The following is a 22,764-nucleotide window of genomic DNA, read 5'->3' on the forward strand; positions in this document are numbered from 1 at the left end:
TCATCCCGGAAACTATTTGCGTGCGTAATACAACTATGTATATGCTTGCAGCATGCAAGTAAACGACGCGTACACCCCGCAGACCGCCATCGAGGGCGTCATGCACGCGTTCACCCGGATCGGCCGCCGGCTGAAGGCCAAGCAGCCCGGCGACACGATCGACCACAGCGCCCACATCGCGCTGTTCGCGCTGCGCTGCAGCGGCGCCCTGCGGCTGTCCGAGCTGGCCGCCCGGATGGAGCTGGACGCGTCGACCACCAGTCGCCACGTCCGCGCACTCGAGCAGCTCGGACTGGTCCGCCGCTCCCCCGATCCCGCCGACGGCCGCGCCTTCCGCGTCGAGCTGACCGAGCAGGGCATCGAGCAGTGGGAGGACAACGCCCGCCGCCGGATGGAGCTGCTGAGCACCGCGCTGGAGGGCTGGTCCGAGGAAGACGTCGAGACCTTCGGACGGTTGATGACCCGGTTCGCCGACGCCGTCACCGCCCGCATCGAAGCCCCGCCAGGGATGGCCTGGGCCGACAAAGGCTGGGCGGCCATGCAGGCCGCCGGCCGTCCCCAAGACTCCGCGCCCGGCGCCGACGACGACGCCGCCCGCGGGAACACCGAGCAGAACCTGGAGAGCACCACATGAGCACCACCGAGCCCGCCACCACTGGCGGCCCCGCACCCGCCTCCGGGCCGGGTGACAACGCACCGAACTACCTGTCCCACAAGCAGATCCTCGTCATTCTCGGCGGCCTGATGGCCGGTATGTTCCTGGCCGCACTCGACCAGAGCATCGTCGGGACGGCGCTGCCGCAGATCGTCAGTGAGTTCAACAGCCTGGACAAGCTGTCCTGGGTGGTCACGGCATACCTGCTGACCTCGACCGCCTCCACTCCGCTGTGGGGCAAGATCTCCGACCTGTACGGCCGCCGCCCGCTGTTCATCGCGGCGATCGTCACCTTCCTGGCCGGCTCCGTGCTGGCCGCGCTGTCGCAGAACATCGAGATGCTGATCGGCTTCCGGGCCGTCCAGGGTCTGGGCGCCGGCGGCCTGATGTCGCTCGCGTTCGCCACCATCGGCGACGTGATCCCGCCGCGTGAGCGCGGCAAGTACATGGGGTACTTCGGTGCCGTCTTCGGCCTGTCCTCGGTGGCCGGCCCGCTGCTCGGCGGTCTGCTCACCGACGGTCCCGGCTGGCGCTGGATCTTCTGGATCAACCTGCCGATCGGCCTGGTCGCCCTGGGCGTCGTCGCCGCGGTCCTGAAGCTGCCGCACGTGAAGCGCTCGCACAAGATCGACTACGTCGGCGCCGCCGTCGTCACCGCGGCCGTCACCACGCTGCTGCTGGCCATCTCCTGGAGCGGCCCGACCAACGGCTGGGGCAACGGAACCACCATCGCCCTGCTGGTCGCCGCCGTCGTACTCGCCGTCGTCTTCGTCTTCGTCGAGCTGCGGGTCGCCGAGCCGATCATCCCGATGGACCTGTTCAAGGGCCGCATCTTCTCCGGGTACGCCGGGTTCGCGTTCCTGATGGGTGTCGCGATGTTCGGTGCCCTGATCTTCCTGCCGCTCTACCTGCAGGCGGTCAAGGACATGTCCCCGACCCGCTCGGGGCTGGCGCTGCTGCCGATGATCGTCGGTATCTTCTCCGCCTCGATCCCCAGTGGCCAGCTGATGAGCAAGACCGGGCGCTACAAGATCTACCCGATCATCTCCGCGGTGCTGGTCGCCACGGCGATGCTGCTGCTGTCCACGCTGAGCATGACCACGCCGTACTGGCAGCTGGCGATCTTCATGTTCCTGATGGGCTCCGGTCTGGGTCTGTCGATGCAGATCACCGTCACCGCCGCCCAGAACAGCGTGCCCCGTCAGCACATGGGCACCGCGACCTCGACGATGACGTTCTTCCGCTCCATGGGTGGCGCCATCGGTACGGCGATCTTCGGCGCGGTGCTGACCAGCCGCCTGAAGGACCACCTGGCCGACATCGTCCCGAACGCGACCCAGCAGATGCTGGACATGCTGGGCAAGGCCGCGAACAGCGTCCCGATGCTGCACGCGCTGAAGGAGCCGATGAAGGGCTGGGCCCTGCACGGTCTGGTCGACGCGATGGGCGACGTCTTCCTCGTCTCCCTGCCGTTCCTGGCGATCGCGTTCATCCTGGCCGTCATCACCCCCGAGCAGCGCCTCGCGGGCCGCAACGACGGCCCGAAGGCCGAGGGCGACGACGACGCTTCCCTGGAAGCCTCCGCCGCCGCGGCCATGCACTGACCAAGCACCACCCGACGACCGGTCGCCTCACCCGAGGCGGCCGGTCGTTCGCCGTTGCGAGACGATGAAGCTGTGGACGAACCGAACCTGGCCCAGCCGGGAGACACCTATGCCTCCCGGTTTCCGTACGTCGTACCGGAGTCCCTCGACGACCTCGTCGGCCCGCAGCACGGCACCATCACCTGGCGACGCGACCACCGGACCTATGACCTCGACGACTCAGACGACCGGCAGTTCTTCTACCAGCGGATGATGGGCGACGCGTCAACCCTCGAAGAGCTGTGCAACGCGCTCAACAAGGACCTGCTGATCGAGCTCTGGCCGCAGCTGCGACCACCGCGGTACTGCGTCCGCCGCTGGCACGACGCCTTCCCAGAGCTGGCCGCTCTGGGCTCCGGCGGCGTCTGGCATTAGCGCCGGGTCAATCCTCCAGTGGGGCCGGCTCGGGGTGTGGTTTTCGGCGGGGCAGAGGTGGCCGACGGGGTGGCTCGGGGTCGACGTCGTTGCCGGCCAGGTGGTTGACGATCGCGTTCAGGACAGCGGCCGTCGGTACGGCGATCAGTGCGCCGACGATGCCGGCGATCACGACGCCGGTGGCGATGGCGAGGATGACGGCCAGCGGGTGCACGCTGACGGCGCGGCCGAGCAGGAACGGCTGCAGCACGTGCGCTTCGAGCTGCTGAACGCCGATCACGACGGCCAGCATCACGATCGCGACGATCGGGCCCTTGGCGACCAGCGCGACCAGGACGGCGACGATGCCGCTGACCAGCGCCCCGACGACCGGAATGAAGGCGCCGACGAAGACCAGGATGCCGATCGCGCTCACCAGCGGCAGGCCGATGATGGCCGCGCCGAGCGAGATGCCGATCGCGTCCACGGCGGCGACGATGATCGTGGCCCGGACGAACGCGGTCAGCGAGACCCACGCCTTCCGGCCGGACGAGTCGGCCTTCTCCCGGGCCTGGCGCGGGAAGAGCCGGACCAGCCAGGCCCAGATCTTTTCGCCCTGGTAGAGGAAGAAGAACAGGCAGAACAGCGAGATGAACAGGCCGGCGAAGACGTGCGTCGCCGTCGTCCCGACCTCGGCGGCCCGCTGACCGAGCGCCCCGCCGGAGGTGATGGCGTCCTGGACCTGTTTGAACATCTTGGTGATGTCGGTGTCGGTCAGCCCGAAGTTGAGCCGGGCGAGGTCGCGCAGTTTCTGCACGCCCTCGCCGACCTGGTTCGACAGACTCTCGAACTGCCCGGCGATCTGCGTCCCGACCAGCGTCAGGAGCCCGGCGACCAGCACGATCGTGGAGATCACGGTGATCCCGGCCGCCGGACCCCGCGGCACCCGCAGCTTCTGCAGGCCGTTGGTGATCGGCACGAGCAGGGCGGTCAGCAGGATGCCGACGGTCACCGGTACGACGACCTCGGACAGGTACTGCATCCCGTACCCGATCACGGCCACCGCGGCCACGATCACCAGGAACCGCCAGGACCAGGCACTCGCGATCTGCATCCCCGGCGTCACACCGGTATCGATCCGCCCCCGACTCGACGTCGCCATCACGTGATCGTCCGTGGGCACCACCGTGTCGGCGGTCTCCTCGGCCACACTGTTGTCAGCGACCGGACTCTCGTCCTTCGCGTTGCCGTCCTCGCTCATGCACCCCTCCGCAGCTTTGCTTGCTGCTGAGACTAGTGCCCGGTTCGGACGGTTCCATGAATGTGGGCGGCGAGGCCCTCGGCGGCAGTGGGATTGTCATCGGCGAGGAGGCCGACACCGGCGAGCACGTAGTCCTTGTCGACGCAGGTCTGAGCGCGCTCGGGGACCAGCCAGCCCTCCTCCTGCGCGTTGACCGCGACCGACCCGAGGATCCGCGCGGCCACCTCCGGACCGTTGTGCCGCAGCACACCGCCCGACCCGACGAGCAGGTCGACCTCGCGCAGATCCTTCCCGGAGCGCTCGATCACCCGGCCGCCCGGACCGAAGACGATCCGCTGCCGACCCGCGTGCCGGCGCAGCGCCACGGTCGCGGCCACGCTCGCCAGGGCCACGTCGTACTGCGCCTCGGCCGGCGAATCCGGCAGGTACGCCGGGTCCGCGTGCCGCCGGGCGGCCGCCGTACCGAGTGCTTCTTCGTCGGGGACGAGTCCTGCTTCGATGCCAGCGGCAACAACCGGTACGGCGCTCCAGCGCATGCCGAGGTCACCTTCGACCGTGCGCGTGACCGGATGGGTGGCGACCACCTCGCGTCCGAGGTTGGCATCCTCAGGGTCGAGCTCGATCACCGAATGCACGTCGGTGGTCGCGCCGCCGATGTCCACGACCGCCACGTCGCCGTGAAGTGTGGCGAGCACCTCGACACCGCGCAGTACGACGTCCGGCGTGGCTGCGCGAACCATCCGGGCGAAGGCGGGATCACGGGACAGGTTCTTGCCGCCGATCACGTGCGCGAGGAACATCTCGCGGATCGCGGCCCGGGCGCTGTCCGGCGCGAACACCCCGATCTCGGGGACCACGTTGGCTGCCAGGACATGCGGAACATCCTTGAGGATGTCGGCGATCTCGGCCTGGGCCACAATGTTGCCTGCGACAACGACCGGACGTCGCCATTTGTACGTCGCCAGGGTCTGCGCCGCTTTGAGGAGGACGGCGGAGTTGCCGCCGTCGGTACCGCCCGACAGCAGAACGACATCCGGCCGGTCCTTGCGCAGTTCCTTCAGCGACGTCGGCGTCAGACCACCGTTGACCACGGCAACCACTCGCCCACCGCTGGACAACGCGACCCGCTTGCCCGCCTCCGCGGTCACCAACTCTTCGTTGCCCACGACACCGATCCGCAGCCCACCGCCCGCACTGGAACAAGCCAGTACGTCGGCCTGCGCGACCCCGCGATCGACCTCCAGCAACGCGGTCCGGCACACATGCCAAGCGTCCATCACATCGGTGTCGATCGTCGTCCGATGCTCAGCTCGGGCCACCAACGCCCCCGACCCCACATCAACCGCGATCGCCTTCGTAAACGTCGACCCGAAGTCCACCGCCACCACGAGGCTCATCGGTCGCCCCCTTCCGCTCGACACCCACCCCCATTTGATGGGTATACCCATTTGATGGGTATACCCATGTGCCGGTGGGTTGGCCAACCCGTATCGGACTGGCCAACCCGCCATCTGGCTGGTCTAGCCACCAGATGGCGCGGGGGATCGGTCAGGACATGGCGCGGTCGAGGTCCTCGAGGAGGTCCTCGACGGTCTCGATGCCGACGCTCAGGCGGATCAGGTCGGCCGGCACCTCGAGCGGCGTACCGGCGACCGAGGCGTGGGTCATCTTGCCGGGGTGCTCGATCAGGGACTCGACGCCACCGAGCGACTCGCCCAGTGTGAAGACCTCGGCCTTGTTGCAGATGTCGAGCGCCTGCGCCTCGCCACCGGTGACGCGGAACGACACGATGCCGCCGTACCGCTTCATCTGCTTGGCGGCGGTCTCGTGGCCCGGGTGGCCCTCGACGCCCGGGTAGAGCACCTGGCTGACGGACTGGTGCCGCTGCAGGAACTCGACGACCTTCTCGGCGTTGTCGCTGTGCCGGTCCATCCGCACACCGAGTGTCTTGATGCCGCGCAGCACCAGGAACGAGTCGAACGGTCCGGCGACCGCGCCAATCGCGTTCTGGTGGAAGGCGATCTTGTCGGCCAGCCCGGCGTCCCGGACGATCAGTGCGCCACCGACGACGTCGGAGTGGCCACCCATGTACTTGGTGGTCGAGTGCACGACCACGTCCGCGCCCAGCTCCAGCGGCTGCTGCAGGTACGGCGAGGCGAACGTGTTGTCGACGACCAGTACGGCGCCCGCGTCATGCGCGATCTGGGCGACGATGGCGATGTCGGCAACGTTCAGCAGCGGGTTGGTCGGGGTCTCCAGCCAGACCACCTTGGTCTTGCCCGGGCGGATCGCGGCGCGGATCGCCTCCGGGTTGGTGACCGCGGCCGGGGTCATCTCGACACCCCACGCGCCGAGCACCTTGGAGAACAGCCGGAAGGTGCCGCCGTACGCGTCGTCGGGGAACACCACGTGGTCACCGGGCACGCACAGCGACCGGATCAGCGTGTCCTCGGCGGCCAGGCCGCTGGCGAACGCGAACCCGCGGGTACCCGCCTCGACCGCGGCCAGACACTCCTCGAGCGCGGTGCGGGTCGGGTTCGCGGAACGGGAGTACTCGTACCCGTTGCGCAGACCGCCGACACCGTCCTGCTTGTAGGTGCTGGTCGCGTAGATCGGCGGGACGACGGCGCCGGTGGTCGGGTCAGGTTCGTTCCCGGCGTGGATGGCGAGCGTCTCGAAGCCGTAGTGGTGTTCGGAATTCACCGGACCAGCGTACGGCCTGGTCTGCCGTACGCCGAACCACGGTTCCGCCCCTGAGACAGATCGCAGCGTCCGAAAACACGCCGACCATGCACTGCGGATCTTCGGACGCTGTGGGCAGGAACTGAGTTATCCACAGATGCGTCGAACCCCCTGGCAACTGACCCACGCCGCGGCCTACGGTTGCGGTCAGTAGTTGACGAACCCTGTACGCCGTACGCCGACAGATGGGACCGGGATGAAGACGCAGGACAGGCCGCTCGACCAGGACGACCTGGCGCTGGCCGATCTCGCCGAGATCCAGGACTGGACCGCGCTCGCCGGTCCGGACGGCGACGAGTCCGGCCCGGAGGTCGTGCGTGCGCTCGTCCACCGCGTGATGGGTCAGACGCCGTGGCAGCCCTGGCCGCTGCAGGCGGGCGAGACGATCGGCGACGAGATGGTGTCCTGGGGGTTCGTGACACCCCGCCGTACGACGCTCATCGTGTTCGACGGCCTGGTCTTCGCGGACTGCCCGGACAGCGGCTGGTCGGCGTACGAGATCGGACCGGACGACATCGGTGCGGCCGAGGCCGGTCTGGACGCGCATTGGCCGGACCACCTGGCGCTGGTCACCAAGCACTTCGGTCAACCTGACTACGTCGGAGACGACAGCAACCCCGACTTCGAGGACGAGTGGGCGCCCGGAGCCGGTACCGACCACCGTCACCTGGCGGTGTGGATGCGGCCCGGCGCGGAGCTGCGGCTGTACAGCATCCGGCCGTCCAAGGACCCCCTGACCACCTCCGTCGGCGTCAGCTACGCCGTGTACCTCGACTAGGAGAGCTGATGAGCCAGAACACTCCAGAGTTCACCAGGCCGCAGCTCCGGCGCCTCAACCGCGAGTACCGCCGGGCCGGCCGGCAGGGGACCAAGGACCTGAAGGCCGCGTTCGCGATGGCGCGCAAGAACGTCAAGAACATGGACCCCGCGGTGCGCGAGGGGATCGGCCGGGCGAACCTGACGTCCAGCGACCTCAGTGCGATGGCGCAGCGGAGTGTCAGTGGGGTTCACAGCGACCGCGACCGCGCGCAGCTTGCTGCGTTGGGACAGGCCGCGCAGGGGCGCGGTACGGGTCCGCGGAGCCAGTCGACCTCGCTGGTCGGCATGCTGTCGAACGCCGTGTCGCGGTGGAGCGACATGCGGCGCGGCACGAAGATGCTGAAGGCGGCGTACGCGCAGGCGGCCAAGGACGCCAAGACGATGGACCCGATGGTGCGCGCGCAGATCGGGCACTCCACGATGACGCGCGGCGACCTGAGCTACCTGGCCCACCGCAACCTCACCCAGGCGCTGCAGGCCCCCGGCGACTTCGAGAACGCCCCGGGTCAGCAGATGGATCTGGGACCGCAACGCGAGTCGTTCATGCCGCGGAACCAGGTTGAGCAAGGGTCGGCGCAGGCGCAACGACTGGAGATGCTTCGCGGCGAGGTCAGGCAGTTGCGCGAGCAGATCGCCAACCTCGAGCAGCAGATAGCCCAGCTGGAGGCCGCCGAGAACCAGCCCCAAGCCGAAACCCAGTCCCCCGAACTGCAGTCCGCCGAGGGACAGTCAGCGGAGTCGGCCGAGGGTCAGTCGGCCGAGACTCAGCAACCGGAAGCCCAGTCTGCAGAGTCGGCTGAGGTCCAGTCGGCGGAGACTCCGCAGCCGGCGGCCGGGACGGCAGAGCAGCATGTTGGTCAGCATGAGGCTGTGCCGACTGATCGCGAGGTTGCCCAGCAGTGGGTGGCCGCGGCTGCGGGCGAGACTCCGCAGCCGGCACCCCAGGCGAACGAAGCCCAGTCCCCCGTAGTCCAGCAGCCCGACTCCGAGCAGCACGTCGGTCAGCACCAGGCCGTGCCCACCGATCGCGAGGCCGCGCAGCAGCAGGTCGCCGCAGCCGAAGGCGAGGCCGCACCTCAGTCCGCCGAAACACAGCAGCCCGAGGCTCAGCAGGCTGGGCCGGAGAGCGCCGTACAGGAGGGCGGTACGCCGCAGACCGGCGTACCGGAGTCTGGGCAGCAGCAGCCGCGCGGGACCGCACAGCCTGTGTTCCAGGCGGCCGGCGAGGAGCCGACCACCCGACCCGGGCAGCCGACCCAGCCGCGCGTGGAGCAGCCGGTGTTCCAGGCCGCAGGTGAGGAGCCGAACCAGGCCGACCGTAAGGCGCAGGCGACCCGCGCGGCCGCGGCCGCCTTCTACGGCACCGCCGAGGTCCAGCGGAGCACCCCGGAACAGGCCGCCAAGACCGCACAGTCCGACCCGAACAAGGCAGACCGCAGTACCGGGCAGACCAACGCCCAGAAGAACGACCCCCACGGCCGCGGCTCCCGCTGACCGACGTACACCTAGGAGGACGACGGATGAAGACAGCGGACAGGCCGCTCGACGACGACGACCTGGCCATGGCCGACCTGGCCGAGATCACCGACTGGACCCCAGTAGGTGGCCCCGACAGCGACGACGCCGGCCCAGCCCTCGTCCGCACCCTCGTGGCGCGCGTAACCAACGCCACCGGCTGGCAACCCGTCCCGCTCCAGCCCCGCGAAGAGATCGACGCCACCATGGCGTCCTGGACCTTCACCACCAAGCGCGGCAGCAACCTCGTCGCGTACGACGGTCTCGTCTTCGCCGATACCCGTCACAGCGGCTGGGTCGCGTACGAAATCGGTCCGGAGGACCTGGCTCAGGCGGAGGACGGCCTCGACGCGGCGTGGCCGAACCACCTGGCGCTGGCTCGCAAGCACTGGGGTGAGCCCGACCAGGTCGCCGACCACACCGACCCGGAGTTGCTGCGGAGCCTGACACCTGCAGCGACCCCGGCCAGGCGTCACATTGCTGTCTGGCAACGTCCCGGCGCACAGATCATGCTGTTCAGCGACCAACCGACCAAGGATCCGCTGACACGCACGGTGAGTGTCGGCTACGCGGTCTACCTCGACTAGGAGATCGACCATGACGACACCGCACCAAGGACCCGGCATGTGGCAACAGGGCGACACCGACGCCGCTGTTCGCTGGCTTGCCAGTCTCGACACCGCTGACCAGGTCGCGTTGCGCCGGTCGATGCAGACACAGCGGACTCTCGCGCCGATCTACAACGCGGTGAACCGCACGATCGAAACCGGCCGCACGTGGGCCGACCAGACCCGGTCGGACATCGCCGATCTGCGGGAACAGACCGGCGTCGCTGCCAATTTGGCCGCCATCCGGCTCAACGAGACCCTCGACGGCACCGGCCGTGCGATCAGTACCGGCGCCAAAGCAGCCCGCAACGCGGCCGTTTCCGCACCCGGGGCCATCGGCCGCGCAGGCGCTCGTGCGGGTAAGGGCCTCGCCTCCGCCCCCGGCCGCATGTCGCGCTGGGTCAAGGCGAAGTTCAGCAACGGCGTCGGCCGCGCGGGCGCGGGCCTCGAAGCCATGCGGCAGTTCAAGGACCCGAACCTGGGCGGCGGGCCGTCGCAGCCCTCCGCCCGTTCCGGCGAGCTCTCACCGAACGCGATCAACGCGACCGCCGCGCAAGTGCACGCGTTCGCGACAGCAGGGTCGGCGGCGGATCGGCAGGCGGCTCTGAACTCGCTGGTGGGGTCGATGGACAAGGACAACCAGGCGATGTTGATGGCCGCGCTGATCAACTCCGGTCAGTCGCCGGCGGCCGGTGCGGTCACTGCGGCGCCGGCGCAGACGCCGGACGAGCCCAGCGCTCAGGGCAAGCCGGAGAAGGGCCCCGACCTCACCAAGTAGCCTCGCCGACTTGACGCAACCGACTAGTTGCCATACTTTTATGGCAACTAGTCGGTTGCTATACATGGAGGCAGTGATGGGATTTCCGGATCGGATCGAGCGGACGCTGGAGCTCGGGCATCCGCCGGCGAAGGTGTGGAGGGCGCTGACGACGGCCGAGGGACTCGGGACGTGGTTCGGGCAGAACGCCACGATCGACCTGCAGACGGGTGGCAACGCCGTACTGACGTGGGAGAACGGCGACAAGGTCGAGCTTCGGATCGAGCGGCTCGAGGAGCCGGCCGTGTTCGGGTACACCTGGCACATCTACGGACTGCCTGAGGACGACCCCCGCCGTACCTATGTCGAATTCACCCTGGAGCCGACGGACGCCGGCACGCGGCTGACCGTGGTCGAGTCCGGGTTCGCTCAGCTTCCGGAAGACGAGTACGCCAAGGCGTTCGGCGGGAACACCCAGGGCTGGGAGCTGGAGCTCGGCGAACTGGTCGAATACCTCAATGCAGCCTGAACCATCCCTCGATCGCGAGGCGGTCGCCGAGCAGGTGTTCGTGGCGCTGGCCGATCCGAGCCGGCGCACCATCCTCGCCGAACTGGCCGCGAGCGGCCCCGCTACGGCGACCGACCTGGCCGACCGGCTCCCGATCACCCGCCAGGCGATCGCCAAGCACCTCACCCTGCTCTCCGAGGCCGGCCTGCTGATCGCCGAGCCCGGCGAACGCCGCCGCGTCCGCTACCGCCTGCACTCGGCCCCCATCCAGCTGGCCCAACAGTTCCTCGCCGCCCTGGCCACCAACTGGGACTCAAACCTCGACGCCCTCAAAACACACCTCGACACCCAACCCTGAGCCCCCCGCAGGCTCGACCGGTCCTCAACGCGTGCGGCCAGCCACCTTGAGCACCCACCAACCATTGCCGCGGCTCTGGAATGGTTGAGCCGTGCTCAAAGTTGGTGGCGAGGGGATCCCGGGCCCCCTGGTCCGGGATCCCCTCGCCGTTTACTCGGTCGCTTCGAGGCGGACCGTGAACAGGGGCAGCATCCAGTGCAGGAGCGGGCCGATCGAGAGGGCGTAGATGACGGTGCCGAAGCCGATCACCCCGCCGAGCGCGAAGCCGATCGCGACGACCGCGATCTCGATCGAGGTGCGGACCAGGCGGATGCTCCAGCCGGTACGGCGGACCAGACCCGTCATCAGGCCGTCCCGCGGTCCGGGGCCGAACTGGGCGCCGATGTAGAGCGCGCCGGCCAGGGCGTTGACGACCACTCCGGCGAGCATGAAGACGATCCGCAGCCAGAGCGCGTCCGGCCGGTCGACCGTCGACAGCGTGAGGTCGGTGGCGAGGCCGATCACGATCGCATTGCTCACGGTGCCGAGCCCCGGCCACTGGCGCAGCGGGATCCACGCCAGCAGTACGACGAAGCTCATCACGATCACGACAGTCCCGAAGCTCAGCGGGATGTGCTTGATGATGCCGGAGTGCAGCACGTCCCACGGGTCGAGGCCGAGGTTGCCCTGGACCATCAGGCCCATCGAGGCGCCGTACAGGACGAGACCTACGTACAGCTGGATCAGGCGGCGCGGCAGGTGGCCTGCTTTGAGCTGCTGGATCGGGTTGAGCGCGGCGAGCTGGCGGGGAGGGGCTACGGAAGTGGCGGTCACCTCTTCAGTTTGCAGGCCAACTGGCCTGGTGATCGATAGCCAATTGCGCAATAGTGGACTGCATGATTGGGCAACAGCTTCCCGCCAGCACGCTCAGTGGTCTGCTCGGAGCCTGGTCGGACGACGCGGGACCGGCGTACCGGGTGCTCGCCGAGCGGCTCCGCCTGCTGATCGCGGACGGGCGGATCATGCCCGGCGCGCGGCTGCCGAGTGAGCGCGAGCTGACCGACGCTCTGGGAGTCAGCCGTACGACGGTGGCATCGGCGTACCGGGAGTTGCGTGACAGTGGCTACCTGGTCAGCCGGCGCGGGTCCGGGAGTGTGACCGCGCTGCCGTCGAAGGTCGGGCCGGAGCTCGGGCGACACCATGCGCCCGGGATCGACACGGAGGGGCTGTACGACTTCACCTGCGCGGCACCGGCCGCCGTACCGGGAATCAGTACGGCGGTTGCCGCGGCCGTCGTGGAGTTGCCGGGCCACCTTGCGACGCCGGGGTATCACCCGCAGGGGTTGCCGGAGTTGCGGGCGGAGATCGCGGCGACGTACAACGAACGCGGACTGCCGACCTCGCCGGACCAGATCATCGTCACCGCGGGAGCGCTGGCCGCGACCTCGATCGCGATCCGGGCGTTCACGCAGATCGGCGACCGGGTGCTGACCGAGAGCCCGACGCACCCGAACTCGGTGGACGCGATCCGGCGCAGCGGTTGCCGGGTGGTGGCCGCGCCGATGAGCCCCTACGGCTGGGACCTTCCGTTGCTGGAGGCAACCATCCGGCAGACGTCGCCGCGAGCGGCCTGGATGGTGGTCGACTTCCAGAATCCAACCGGTTGGTTACTTGCAGCCGCGGACCGGCAACAGCTCGCGATCGCCTTCGCCCGCAGCCGGACGACCGCGATCATCGACGAGACGCTCGGCGACCTGTGGCTGGACGGCCAGGAGATGCCGCCGCCGTTCGCGTCGTACCACCCCGAGGGCGTGATCACGCTCGGTTCGGTCAGCAAGTCGTACTGGGGTGGACTGCGGATCGGGTGGATGCGGGTCCCGTCACACCTGGTCGCCCGAGTGCTCGACGCACGGGCTTCACTCGATCTGGGCGCACCGGTGCTGGACCAGCTCGTGGTTGCCGGGCTGCTGCGGGACCGCGCGACCCTGCTCCCGGAGCGCCGTACCGAGCTGGCCCGGCGTCGCGATGCCCTGGCGGCAGCCGTGACGGCTGAGCTCCCGGACTGGCGGTTTGAGTTGCCAGGTGGCGGCCTGTCCCTGTGGTGCGAGCTCCCGGAACCCGTCGGCTCCAGTCTGGTCGGAGTGGCCCAGCGGAACGGCGTACTGCTCGTCGCTGGTTCCCGCTTCTCCCCCGACGGCGGTCTGGAGTCCTTCATCCGGCTCCCGTACACCCTGGAACCAGATGCGTTGCGAGACGGCGTCCGCCGCCTGGCCGCGTCGTACGCCTCCCTGACCGGCGCTCCCGGCAACCCACGCTTCACCCCGGCGATGATCGCCTGACGTCATCGTCCCGTAAGGGGGCCGGGGAAGGTTCACCCCAGGGGCCTTGTTGAGAGACTATGAGAGTCAACTGCGAGAGGCGTGAGAATGTCGTTCTTCAAGCGGAACACAGCCCTGGTCGAGCCGGAGCGCGCATTGCCCGGCCGCCCCACCCCCGGCTACACCGTGCCGGCCGAGAACATCGTGCTGCACACACCGCAGACCGCCCCCGCCCCTGAGGGGTTCGAGGAGGTCTGGTTCGGTACCGGCTGCTTCTGGGGTACCGAGGAGATCTTCTGGCAGCTCCCCGGCGTCTACACCACCGCAGTCGGGTACGCGGGCGGGTACTCCCCCAACCCGACGTACGAGGAAGTCTGCACCGGCGGCACCGGCCACACCGAAGCAGTCCGCATCGTCTACGACCCCACCAAGACCACCTTCACCGACCTCCTGAAGGTCTTCTGGGAAACCCACGACCCGACGCAGGGCATGCGCCAGGGCAACGACCTCGGCTCCCAGTACCGCTCCGCCATCTACTACACCACCGACGCCCAGCGCGCCGAGGCCGAACGCACCCGCGACCTCTACGCCCCCGTCATCAAGCCCCTCGGCTACGGCGACATCACCACCGAGATCGCCCCCCTCGGCGACCACTACTACGCCGAGGGGTACCACCAGCAGTACCTCCACAAGAACCCGAACGGCTACCGCTGCCACAGCAACACCGGCGCCAAGTTCCCAGCCTGAACTAACGCACCAGCACCACCGAGTTGATCGGGGTGAAGTCGTACAACGGCAAGCGGCCGGTCTGGCGCGTCACCGCGCTGCATCGGCCCCCGCCGTAGTCGAAGCAAGCCGCAACTCCCGCACCGCCGGTCTGATTGTTGACCGGATACTTCAACCCGGTCACCCCGGACAGGTTGTGCGCGCCGTAGGAGTACCAGATGTTCTTGCTCAGAATGGTGCCGTTCTGCTCCTGAATGCAGAAGGCACCACTGGGGCAGGTCGCCGTCACGGCCTCCGTCGCCGCCGTGGCGGCCGGCACCAGCAGGACACTGATCCCGAGCGCCGCGACAGCAATTCCAGCCGCGGTCTTCGCAACTTTGCGCATCGTCTTCTCCTGACATTTGTGGGCGTCTCAGTCAGAGACTCGCAACTGAACGTAGCCCAGCAATTGCACAGCGAGAACCTTCACAGCGAATTCGGCAGGTACCGGCCACATTCCCCGAATGTGCGAAACCCGGCAATATATCTCGCCGAAAACCCGCCGATCGGCGCCTGTCCGGAAACTGCCATGAGCAATAACCCGATGATTCCATTGCCGTCGAATTCATTGCTCTACCGGGTTGCCCGACACTAAATTCCCACCTGTCCAGGCGCGAGCGGCCGCCCCGTCAATCCTCTGTGACCCGTGGAGCACTGATGCGTTCTCAAAATGTCGTGAAAAGAACTCTGCTCGTCGGCCTCCTGACCGTCCTCAGCCTGTTCACCGGCTCGCTGCACGCCCAGGCCGACGTCGGCACCATCGGCTATTACCGCGTCTGGTCCTGGCCGACACCCGACCCCGGTAACGGCTTGTGCCTGGACTCCTCGGAGTACGGTCCCCGAGCCTTCCCGTGCAATCTGTACAACCCCAAGAGCGTCTGGCAGACCTTCAGAATCGGCATCGAGCGGGTCGAAGCCAACAACCTGCACGTGATCTTCTTCTACAACTCCACCACCGGCACCTGTCTCCAGACCGACAGCAACGGCTACATCGGCCAAAGCCCCTGCCGCGGACTGGCCAGCCAGACCTTCTACCTCCGCGCCACCGTCGGCAAGAGCTACTACTTCGACAGCGTCGCCCACCGCACCAACTGCATCAGCATCATCACCACCGAGCCCGCCGGCGGCGGCAGCTACAAACTCCGCTGGAAGCCCTGCGCCGACCTCCCCGGCCAATACTGGTCAATGGGCTGACCGCCACCTTGACCGCCCGCCCCAGCCGGCGGTCAATCCCCCGGCAAGGCGTTCTGTCAGCCGGAGGCAAGATCTCCCATCGGTGCGACATCATGCGACGGCGGTCCCGGACAGACCCAGGTCCGACTGCACAGGTCGGTTGGGCGGCCGTGGTCGGGACAGAGCGGCCACTCGACGTGCCAGAGCCGCAGGACCTCGAGAACCTCCGTCGCGACTGCCTCCGCAGCGTCGTCCTCCACCGTATGGTCACGAAACTCGGCGGACCACGCCGCTGCCGGCCAGTTCTCCTCGTCCACGCGCGAGTCCAGCAGCACCTGCTCCATCCGCCGCCCACCCACAACGGTCAGCACGTAGCCGTCCACCGAGCACCCCCAGTCGCCGCCGAGCGTGCGACGCAGGTCTCGATTGAGTGAGTCCGCGGCTGCCCGAAGCCGTTCGACATCTCGTTCCACCTACGCAGCATCTCGGGCGCGGCCGGACCGCTGCCACTCATTAACCCTCCTGATTGCGCTCGAGCGGGGAGGTCCTGAGCGTGCGACGAGTGGAGTGTCTGGAGTTGGTGAGTGGGGCAGGTCCGCAAGAGGGTTTGGCGTCGTGCCTGTGGCAGCATGCGCGGATGGGTGTGTACATGCGGGCGGTCATCACCAGTTGGCCCGGGCACGAGTTTGCTGAGCTGGTGGCGTTCGTCGCGGCGCAGGACGAGGGGTTCGTGGTGAGCGGACCAGGCTGGGCCGACTTCGAGGTGCACGACGCGCGCGGAGACGCCGTACTGGTAGCCGACCTCACCGTTGACGACCGGGCTCGCGAGGAACTCGACGAGCTGGTCGAGTTCCTCGAGGACGTCGAAGGAACCGCCACTGCCCGCCAACAGGTGACCGACCACCTAGCGAGTGCTTCGGCCATGGTCGGCATGCAGATCGTCATGTCCCGGTACGACGAGTCGGTGGCGGCCGCCAACCAGGTCATCAGCTTCCTCGAGCGCTCCCCCGGCGTGCTGACCCAGGTCGACACCGTCGGCTGGTACGACGGCGACAACCTCATCCTCCAAGACCCCGAGTGATCAGTCCTTCACCTTGAAAACAACGGATGCGCCGTCGGGTAGGTCAGCTAGTTGAGCCGCCATGTCCTGGTGGCTTTGAAGCAGTTGGCTGAACGGGACAGGGCGGCGTGAGGTGTTCTCGATGGGGCGAGACTCGGTGCTGAACAAAGGCGGATAAACCGTGATGCCGTCGGATGGCAGGAGCTGCGAGACCTCGTCGGCCCAGGTCGGCCAGCGGAGGTCGCGGTAGAAGCCGGTCGGCCCGTCGGTCAACGTCCAGGCCACGAAGTCCCCGTGACCTACGCCGATACCGGTCCACTCCATGGTGTCCGGACCCCAGTAGCAAACCTCACCGGGACGGACTCCGAGTCCGCCACCGTCGACAGCGAACCGCCCGCCGAGTACGTCGTACGCGACAACCAGGAACTGTGGCGGCGTCTGCACGTCCTCGGGATCGTTGAGGCTGTTCGCGGTCGCGAGATCGGGCAGCCCGTTCCCACCACCGCCGAGCACGCGCAGCCAACCGTGATCGATGAGCAAGCCACCACAGTTCAGCGCCAACGCACCCAAGGGCGACCGAGCCGTCACCTGCAGCCGGTATAGAACCTCTCGTCCTTGCTCCGCCGAGACCGGCAACACGGTCACCGGCAATGCCGCCCCTGCGATCAACTCCGCCAACCCCGGCCAGGCAGGCTCAGCAACCTCGACCAACTCGGACACCGACCGCGCATCAGCCATCCCCAAAGACTGCCACACCAACGGCCCAGGCCGGGTGCCACTCACGGCCTCCGCAACGCAACCGGCTAACGATGCTCGACTGTGGTGGGGCGGGTTGGGGTGTAGGTGAGGACGGTGAGGGCTGCGTTGGCGTGGTTGATGGTGAGCCAGCGCCAGGGTGGGGCGTCCAGGGCGTCGCGGATGAGCCAGGCGATGAGGAAGTTGTGGGTGACCAGGAGGTCGGTCGGGCCGGTGAAGTGGGTTAGGGCTTCTTGGGCCAGGCGGGGGCCGGTGGTGAGTTCTTCGGGGGTGGCCTGGGCGAGGAAGTCGAGGTAGTGGGCGGCTGAATCTGGTGGGAGCTCATCCGGGTGCGGGACGTAGGGGATGTAGTCGCCGGCCACTTCGGAGGGTTTCAGCGGGGCTGGGTGGTGCAGTTGCTCGCTGATGAGGTGGGCAGTTTGGGCGGCTCGCGGGAGCGGGCTGTGATGAATTGTGTTGAACACAACGTCCTGCAGGCGTTGGCCGAGTTGCGTCGCCTGGTGACGGCCGCGCTCGGTCAGGCCGCTCTCGTCGGGCAGCGCCTCGCCGTGCCGGACCAAGTAGAGGTGTCGGGTCATGCAGAGATGGACGCCCGCCAGCGGCCGCCGGTTCGGTGGCTGGGATCGAGACCTTCCGGTTGGGTTGTGAACCCGTGGGGGTCCGTTGCCTAGGGCACGTGATTGAATCTTGCTTTGCCGAAGTGAGGAGTTGTTGTGGGTAGGTTGATGCGTTCGCTGGTTGGGGTTCCGGCGGCGGTGGTGTTGATTGGGGTCGGTACGACGGGTGTGGCGTCGGCCACGGATGGGACGCCGAGCGGGGCTCCGCCGGAGGGGGCTATTGGGGTCTGGTGTGTTTCGACCACGGGTGCGAAGGCGTGCTTCCAGGCGTATGGGGACAAGGTGTGGGTGAAGGACACCAAGGCGAACGGTGATTCGGCCGCCGGCACGATTTCGGATACCGAGACGTCGATGAGCTGGCACCGCGAGTGCTTCAACACCCGCGGCGCTGACGGCGGTTGGGTGATGTGCAACTTCGACGTACCGGAGAACTCCGAGGGTCTGCTCTGGGCGGCCAACAAGCCGTTCGTCGGCAGTCAGTCGAGCACGAAGATCTGGACGACGATCAGCTGACCGACAACTGTCACAACTGCTCGGTGTGTTCTGTCTGACCTTTTGTACGTCGGGCGGACAGAGCGAGGAGCGGATGATCGACACGGTGGCGGGGTTGCGGGAACACTTGCAGTGGGCGGTGGAGCTGGAGCACGCGACGCTCCCGCCGTACCTGTGTGCTTTGTACTCGCTGGATCCCGCGGTGAACGCGGATGCGGTCGAGGTGGTCAGCAGTGTGTTCGTGGAGGAGATGATTCACCTCTCACTGGCCGCGAACCTGCTGAATGCGGTGGGCGGTGAACCGCGGCTGGATACCCCGACCCTGTTGCCGGGGTATCCGTGCCAGTTGCCGCACAGCGACATCAGGTTGGAGTTGTTGCCGTTCGGGCCCGAGGCGCTTGAGATGTTTCTGCGCCTCGAACTGCCGGAGGCTCCGGAGTCGCCGATAGCGGGCGATCAGTACGAGACGATCGGTCAGTTCTACGACGCGATCGAGGCAGGCCTCAAGCATCTGTGCGAGACGCTCGGTGAGGACAAGGTGTTCACCGGCGATCCGGCGCGACAGGTGACGGCTGGGCCGTTCCACCACACCGATGGGACGTTGAGCGAGGTCACGGATCTCAAGTCCGCGTTGGCCGCGCTGGAAGAGATCGTCGAGCAGGGCGAGGGTACGGCGCGCGGCGGGGTGTGGGACGGCGATGGCGACTTCTTCCACCCGGACCGCGATGAGGTCGCGCACTACTACCGCTTCGAGGAGCTCAAGCTCGGCCGCCGCTACCAGCGCGGCGACACCCTGCAGTCCGGTCCGACCGGTGATCCGGTGACGGTCGATCTCGCCGGCGTGATCCCGATGCAGGCGAACCCGCAGCCGTCCAAGGACCCGGAGATTCGCCAAGCCCAGAAGGCTTTCGCCAACGTCTATTGCACGGTGCTCTATCTCCTGGAGCAGGCGTTCAACGGGGAGCCCACGCTCATCCGCGACGCGACCCGCACCATGTTCGGACTCAAGGCCGCGACGCTCCAGCTCCTGGCGATGAAGGAGGCCGATGGGACCATCCCCGGCCCCACCTTCACCTACATCGCGCCGGAGGATCGCACCTAGAATCGACCGCATGATCACCCACGAATTGATGCCCGAGGCAATCGTCAACCGCCCGGGCCGGGTGATCGTGCTCAACGGTACGTCGTCCGCCGGCAAGTCGAGTATCGCGACGGAACTGCTCGACGTACTGGAAGACGTCTGGTACCACGTGAAGATCGACGCCTTCCGCCAGATGCTGCCGCGCCGCGACTGGACCGACGAGGCCTACCTCCCGGTCCTGCAGCGGACCGTCCTCGGCTTTCATCGCGCCGTGGCCGGCATGGCGGCGGGCGGCAACAATGTGGTCGCCGACTACGTTCTCGGTGAGCGGTGGCGGCTGGCCGACGCCCTCGAGGTTTTCACCAGCATCCCAGTGCTGTTCGTCGGCGTTCGCTGTTCCCTGCCCGAGCTCGAACGCCGCGAGACCGCCCGCGGGAACCGCAGGATCGGCCAGGCCGCCATGCAGTTCCCGGTCGTCCACGCCCACGGCCTGTACGACGTCGAGGTCGACACCGAGCGGAATTCCCCACGCGAGTGCGCGCTGCTCATCCGAGACCGCTTGGCCGCCGGGCCCCCGACGGCCTTCGACCGGTTGCGGCGGCGTTAGCCCATCGACTTCTGACCGTCGATCGCCTCACGGATGATGTCCGCGTGGCCGGCGTGCTGCGCGGTCTCCGCGGTGATGTGCAGGAAGACCCGCCGTACCGTCCAGAAGACGCCCGGCGGCTGCCACGGCGCGGCCGGAAGCTCGTAGCTCGCGTCCAGGTCGAGGGTACGCACCAGGTCGTCGGTGGCAGCCGCGACCTTCTCGTACGCCGCCAGTACGTCGGCCAGCGTCTCCCCGTCGACCAGCCGGAAGTTGTCGGCCCACTCGGCCATCACCTCCGGGGTGTACTCCTTCGTCGTGTCCTTGCCCTGCGCGAACTCCTGCCAGTTCTTCTCCACCGCGGTCACGTGCTTGATCAGCCCACCGACCGTCAGCTCACTGATCGTGCTCCGCGTGCTCGCCTGCTCGTCAGTCAACCCCTGCGCGGTGTACCGCAGGAAGCCCCGGCGGTCGCCCAGGAGGCCGATGATGTCGTCCCGCTCGTTCGTCGTCATGCTTCGACTCTAAGAGCAGTAGCGGCCAGATGATGTCCGCTACCCCAGAGGAATTCAGAAGACTTCCGGCAGGCCGGGACCTAGTCTGCGCCCCATGGAGATCCGCGCGCTGCAGCCCCAGGACCCGCCCGTGATCGCCGCCGCCTTCGCCGAACTCGGCTGGCCCAAGCCGGTCGAGCAATATGAGCGCTACCTCGAGGAGCAGACCGCCGGCACCCGCGACATCCTCGTCTCCTGGGTCGACAGCCAGTACGCCGGTTACGTCACGATCCGCTGGGAGTCGCCGTACCAGCCCTTCAACGGCATCCCCGAGATCCAGGACTTCAACGTCCTCCCCAACCTCCGCCGCCAAGGCATCGGTACGGCGCTCATGGACGCCGCCGAATCCCTCGTCGCCACCCGCTCCCCCACCGTAGGCATCGGCGTCGGCCTCTACCCCGACTACGGCAACGCCCAACGCCTCTACGTCCGCCGCGGCTACCTCCCCGACGGCCGAGGCCTCATCTACGACGGCCGCCAGGTCGACCCCATGGAAACAGTCCGCAACGACGACTCCCTAACCCTCATGTTCACCAAGTCCCTGAAGCGGACGTAGATCGTCCGGAACGCGGTTTAGCGTGACCCCATGAGTGAGAACTTGATGAACCGGGATCTGCGTGGGGGTTTGGTGCGGGAGGTGGACTTTCGGGGGGCTCGGTTTGAGCGGGTGGGGTTCATCGGGGCGGTGATGCGGGGGGTGGAGTTCAACCAGGCCCAGATCGACGGGGATGTCGAGGGGTTGGTGATCAACGGGGTGGAGGTTTGGCCGTTGATCGAGGCTGAGTTGGATCGGCGGGATCCCGAGCGGGTGAAGATGCGGCCTACTGATGCTGACGGGGTTCGGGAGGGGTGGGATGTTGTCGAGCAGTTGTGGGCCGGGACGGTGGAGCGGGCTCGGCAGTTGCCGGAGGAGAGGCTGCATGTGCGGGTGGACGGCGAGTGGTCGTTCATCCAGACGCTCAGGCATCTTGTGTATGCGACCGAGGTGTGGGTCTGCCGGGTGATCCAAGGCGAGCCTGAGCCGTGGCATCCGTTGAGCCTCCCGTACGACGGCGCAACGCCGGACCCGCGACTGCCATGGGATCTCGACGTACAGCCGAGTCTCGACGAGGTGCTGACATTGCGGCACGATCGGATGGCCCGCGTCCGCCGGTACGTCGACCAGTTGACCGACGCGGAACTCAACTCACAGACCACCCCCGTCGAGGGCCCGAGTTGGCCGCCGGCGGATGCGTACGACGTCAAGATGTGCCTCGAGATCCTCCTCAACGAGGAGTGGCAGCACCGCCTGTACGCCGAACGGGACCTAAAGCTGCTGTAGTCGCTGCTGAATGGCGGCGGGGCAGCGGGTGTCGTGATCGTCGGTGCACAGCATCGCGGCGGGATCGTCGAGAACCATCTGCCGCGTCGCTTCGAGGATGGCGGCGATGGGGATCCGGCGGGCGCGGCAGTCGCCGATCATCACCTCGGTGGTTGCCGGACGCAACAGTGGCTCGATCAGATCGAAGTGCGTACTCGAACCGGAGATGTTCGGGAGCTCCGCCCACGACCCGTCGCCGATCTTCGCGTACCGGTAGAACCGCGACCGCCCCAGGTACTGCTCAGCCAGGTGAATCGTGGTGTTCGACGTGTGCCCGACTCCCAACTGCAGCACGTCACCGCCAAGCGCCTCGATCGGGCCGAGCGGCCAGTCCATGCGCTGGCCCGCCAGCACCTCCGCCGCTCGCTCCCCCACCGCGAGCCACCTCATCAACGGATGCGAGCTCAGCAGCGGCGCGAACGACGTCCGCAGTACGTCGGGGATGCGCCCCAGCCATCGATCGACCGGCAGATCATCCCGGTACGCCGTCGCGCCCGCGACGCTCGCGTCGAAGGTGGCCCAATCCTTGGCCGGCGGATACGCGTTGTGCGGTCGCTCCAATCCCGGCGGCACCTCCACGGCGGTGAGGTCGAACGTCCACCCGGGCATCAGCACCGTGCCGCAGGTCTCCACGAGCGCCTGACAGACCGCCTCCGCCCCACCATCGACGTACCCGAAGGAACTGAGCGACGAGTGCACGAGGACGTCGGACGACCGGTCCAGCCCCAACCGTCGCAGGCCGTCGGTGATCTCGCTGCGAGTAACCATCGCAAAAGCATGTCAGCTCAAACCCGAACCCGCCT

28 protein-coding genes are annotated in these 22,764 nt (G+C 67.7%); 18 read left to right on the forward strand and 10 right to left on the reverse strand.

All coding sequences use genetic code 11. From position 1 onward, the window contains the following. Positions 1 to 52 precede the first annotated feature (52 nt). From ACIA49_RS18560 to ACIA49_RS18570, 3 genes are all read left to right on the forward strand, one after another. On the forward strand, positions 53 to 634 hold the full coding sequence (locus tag ACIA49_RS18560) for a MarR family winged helix-turn-helix transcriptional regulator (RefSeq protein ID WP_396378413.1): 582 nt from the start codon (positions 53 to 55) through the stop codon (positions 632 to 634). Then, a complete protein-coding gene (locus ACIA49_RS18565) occupies positions 631 to 2,259 on the forward strand; it encodes an MDR family MFS transporter (protein ID WP_396378414.1) in 1,629 nt (542 codons plus the stop codon). Before ACIA49_RS18560 ends, ACIA49_RS18565 begins: the two co-directional genes overlap by 4 nt. Positions 2,260 to 2,331: 72 nt before the next feature. Further along, entirely contained in the window at positions 2,332 to 2,673 is a 342-nt protein-coding gene (locus ACIA49_RS18570) for a hypothetical protein (RefSeq protein ID WP_396378415.1), read from the forward strand. A gap of 7 nt (positions 2,674 to 2,680) precedes the next feature. On the opposite strand, the gene ACIA49_RS18575 is transcribed toward ACIA49_RS18570, so the two are convergent. The 3 genes from ACIA49_RS18575 to ACIA49_RS18585 all read right to left on the reverse strand — a co-directional run bounded on the left by ACIA49_RS18575 (position 2,681) and on the right by ACIA49_RS18585 (position 6,616). Beyond that, complete coding sequence (locus tag ACIA49_RS18575) at positions 2,681 to 3,913, reverse strand: AI-2E family transporter (protein ID WP_396378416.1); 1,233 nt, start codon at positions 3,911 to 3,913, stop codon at positions 2,681 to 2,683. A gap of 32 nt (positions 3,914 to 3,945) precedes the next feature. After that, on the reverse strand, positions 3,946 to 5,310 hold the full coding sequence (locus ACIA49_RS18580; RefSeq protein ID WP_396378417.1) for a glutamate mutase L: 1,365 nt from the start codon (positions 5,308 to 5,310) through the stop codon (positions 3,946 to 3,948). 151 nt (positions 5,311 to 5,461) lie between these two features. Further along, positions 5,462 to 6,616, reverse strand: a complete 1,155-nt coding sequence (locus ACIA49_RS18585) for a cystathionine gamma-synthase (protein ID WP_396378418.1) — start codon at positions 6,614 to 6,616, stop codon at positions 5,462 to 5,464. Positions 6,617 to 6,809: 193 nt separating this feature from the next. Between ACIA49_RS18585 and ACIA49_RS18590 the strand changes: the two genes are divergently transcribed. The 6 genes from ACIA49_RS18590 to ACIA49_RS18615 all read left to right on the forward strand — a co-directional run bounded on the left by ACIA49_RS18590 (position 6,810) and on the right by ACIA49_RS18615 (position 11,220). Further along, positions 6,810 to 7,433 carry a hypothetical protein gene (locus ACIA49_RS18590; RefSeq protein WP_396378419.1) on the forward strand — a complete coding sequence of 208 codons (624 nt, stop codon included), beginning with the start codon at positions 6,810 to 6,812 and terminating at the stop codon, positions 7,431 to 7,433. Between the two features lie 8 nt (positions 7,434 to 7,441). Continuing rightward, complete coding sequence (locus tag ACIA49_RS18595) at positions 7,442 to 8,968, forward strand: hypothetical protein (RefSeq protein ID WP_396378420.1); 1,527 nt, start codon at positions 7,442 to 7,444, stop codon at positions 8,966 to 8,968. A gap of 26 nt (positions 8,969 to 8,994) precedes the next feature. After that, positions 8,995 to 9,576, forward strand: coding sequence for a hypothetical protein (locus ACIA49_RS18600; RefSeq protein ID WP_396378421.1), 582 nt, complete (start codon positions 8,995 to 8,997; stop codon positions 9,574 to 9,576). Between the two features lie 10 nt (positions 9,577 to 9,586). Beyond that, entirely contained in the window at positions 9,587 to 10,375 is a 789-nt protein-coding gene (locus tag ACIA49_RS18605) for a hypothetical protein (RefSeq protein ID WP_396378422.1), read from the forward strand. Between the two features lie 76 nt (positions 10,376 to 10,451). Further along, positions 10,452 to 10,883, forward strand: coding sequence for an SRPBCC domain-containing protein (locus ACIA49_RS18610; protein WP_396378423.1), 432 nt, complete (start codon positions 10,452 to 10,454; stop codon positions 10,881 to 10,883). Then, positions 10,873 to 11,220 (forward strand): ArsR/SmtB family transcription factor, encoded by a 348-nt coding sequence (locus ACIA49_RS18615; RefSeq protein ID WP_396378424.1) that lies wholly within the window; start codon positions 10,873 to 10,875, stop codon positions 11,218 to 11,220. Before ACIA49_RS18610 ends, ACIA49_RS18615 begins: the two co-directional genes overlap by 11 nt. A gap of 150 nt (positions 11,221 to 11,370) precedes the next feature. On the opposite strand, the gene ACIA49_RS18620 is transcribed toward ACIA49_RS18615, so the two are convergent. Next, a complete protein-coding gene (locus ACIA49_RS18620) occupies positions 11,371 to 12,033 on the reverse strand; it encodes a YitT family protein (protein WP_396378425.1) in 663 nt (220 codons plus the stop codon). A 62-nt stretch (positions 12,034 to 12,095) separates the two neighbouring features. Between ACIA49_RS18620 and ACIA49_RS18625 the strand changes: the two genes are divergently transcribed. Both ACIA49_RS18625 and msrA read left to right on the forward strand, forming a co-directional pair. Beyond that, positions 12,096 to 13,538 (forward strand): PLP-dependent aminotransferase family protein, encoded by a 1,443-nt coding sequence (locus ACIA49_RS18625; RefSeq protein ID WP_396378426.1) that lies wholly within the window; start codon positions 12,096 to 12,098, stop codon positions 13,536 to 13,538. Between the two features lie 87 nt (positions 13,539 to 13,625). Continuing rightward, entirely contained in the window at positions 13,626 to 14,264 is a 639-nt protein-coding gene (msrA, locus tag ACIA49_RS18630) for a peptide-methionine (S)-S-oxide reductase MsrA (RefSeq protein ID WP_396378427.1), read from the forward strand. Between the two features lies 1 nt (position 14,265). Here the strand turns inward: msrA and ACIA49_RS18635 are convergent, their stop codons facing one another. Further along, positions 14,266 to 14,628 (reverse strand): hypothetical protein, encoded by a 363-nt coding sequence (locus tag ACIA49_RS18635; RefSeq protein ID WP_396378428.1) that lies wholly within the window; start codon positions 14,626 to 14,628, stop codon positions 14,266 to 14,268. 311 nt (positions 14,629 to 14,939) lie between these two features. Between ACIA49_RS18635 and ACIA49_RS18640 the strand changes: the two genes are divergently transcribed. Then, positions 14,940 to 15,476 carry a hypothetical protein gene (locus tag ACIA49_RS18640; protein WP_396378429.1) on the forward strand — a complete coding sequence of 179 codons (537 nt, stop codon included), beginning with the start codon at positions 14,940 to 14,942 and terminating at the stop codon, positions 15,474 to 15,476. Positions 15,477 to 15,532: 56 nt separating this feature from the next. Here ACIA49_RS18640 and ACIA49_RS18645 read toward each other — a convergent pair whose 3' ends face one another. Beyond that, complete coding sequence (locus ACIA49_RS18645) at positions 15,533 to 15,928, reverse strand: hypothetical protein (protein ID WP_396378430.1); 396 nt, start codon at positions 15,926 to 15,928, stop codon at positions 15,533 to 15,535. A gap of 164 nt (positions 15,929 to 16,092) precedes the next feature. Here ACIA49_RS18645 and ACIA49_RS18650 point away from each other — a divergent pair, with 164 nt between their 5' ends. After that, a complete protein-coding gene (locus ACIA49_RS18650) occupies positions 16,093 to 16,536 on the forward strand; it encodes a hypothetical protein (protein WP_396378431.1) in 444 nt (147 codons plus the stop codon). Here ACIA49_RS18650 and ACIA49_RS18655 read toward each other — a convergent pair whose 3' ends face one another. Beyond that, entirely contained in the window at positions 16,537 to 17,253 is a 717-nt protein-coding gene (locus ACIA49_RS18655; protein WP_396378432.1) for a DUF2625 family protein, read from the reverse strand. It abuts the gene before it with no gap. Positions 17,254 to 17,318: 65 nt separating this feature from the next. Continuing rightward, positions 17,319 to 17,849, reverse strand: coding sequence for a histidine phosphatase family protein (locus tag ACIA49_RS18660; protein ID WP_396378433.1), 531 nt, complete (start codon positions 17,847 to 17,849; stop codon positions 17,319 to 17,321). A gap of 135 nt (positions 17,850 to 17,984) precedes the next feature. Here ACIA49_RS18660 and ACIA49_RS18665 point away from each other — a divergent pair, with 135 nt between their 5' ends. The 3 genes from ACIA49_RS18665 (at position 17,985) to ACIA49_RS18675 (ending at position 20,068) form a co-directional block, all read left to right on the forward strand. Then, positions 17,985 to 18,401: a hypothetical protein gene (locus tag ACIA49_RS18665; protein WP_396378434.1), complete on the forward strand. Its 417-nt coding sequence runs from the start codon at positions 17,985 to 17,987 to the stop codon at positions 18,399 to 18,401. A gap of 73 nt (positions 18,402 to 18,474) precedes the next feature. Next, entirely contained in the window at positions 18,475 to 19,482 is a 1,008-nt protein-coding gene (locus ACIA49_RS18670; protein WP_396378435.1) for a ferritin-like protein, read from the forward strand. A gap of 10 nt (positions 19,483 to 19,492) precedes the next feature. Beyond that, the gene (locus ACIA49_RS18675; protein ID WP_396378436.1) at positions 19,493 to 20,068 is read left to right on the forward strand and encodes a chloramphenicol phosphotransferase CPT family protein; all 576 of its coding nucleotides are present in this window, start codon (positions 19,493 to 19,495) and stop codon (positions 20,066 to 20,068) included. Here ACIA49_RS18675 and ACIA49_RS18680 read toward each other — a convergent pair. Then, positions 20,065 to 20,562 carry a DinB family protein gene (locus ACIA49_RS18680; protein WP_396378437.1) on the reverse strand — a complete coding sequence of 166 codons (498 nt, stop codon included), beginning with the start codon at positions 20,560 to 20,562 and terminating at the stop codon, positions 20,065 to 20,067. The two genes, ACIA49_RS18675 and ACIA49_RS18680, sit on opposite strands and share 4 nt — an antisense overlap. 94 nt (positions 20,563 to 20,656) lie before the next feature. Here ACIA49_RS18680 and ACIA49_RS18685 point away from each other — a divergent pair, with 94 nt between their 5' ends. Both ACIA49_RS18685 and ACIA49_RS18690 read left to right on the forward strand, forming a co-directional pair. After that, positions 20,657 to 21,157, forward strand: a complete 501-nt coding sequence (locus tag ACIA49_RS18685; RefSeq protein WP_396378438.1) for a GNAT family N-acetyltransferase — start codon at positions 20,657 to 20,659, stop codon at positions 21,155 to 21,157. Positions 21,158 to 21,187: 30 nt separating this feature from the next. Continuing rightward, positions 21,188 to 21,922, forward strand: coding sequence for a DinB family protein (locus ACIA49_RS18690; RefSeq protein WP_396378439.1), 735 nt, complete (start codon positions 21,188 to 21,190; stop codon positions 21,920 to 21,922). Here the strand turns inward: ACIA49_RS18690 and ACIA49_RS18695 are convergent. Continuing rightward, a complete protein-coding gene (locus ACIA49_RS18695; RefSeq protein ID WP_396378440.1) occupies positions 21,908 to 22,729 on the reverse strand; it encodes an AAC(3) family N-acetyltransferase in 822 nt (273 codons plus the stop codon). The two genes, ACIA49_RS18690 and ACIA49_RS18695, sit on opposite strands and share 15 nt — an antisense overlap. Positions 22,730 to 22,764: the final 35 nt, after the last annotated feature.

The organism is Kribbella sp. NPDC051587 (assembly GCF_044453945.1).
In the GTDB taxonomy this organism is placed as follows: Bacteria; Actinomycetota; Actinomycetes; order Propionibacteriales; family Kribbellaceae; genus Kribbella.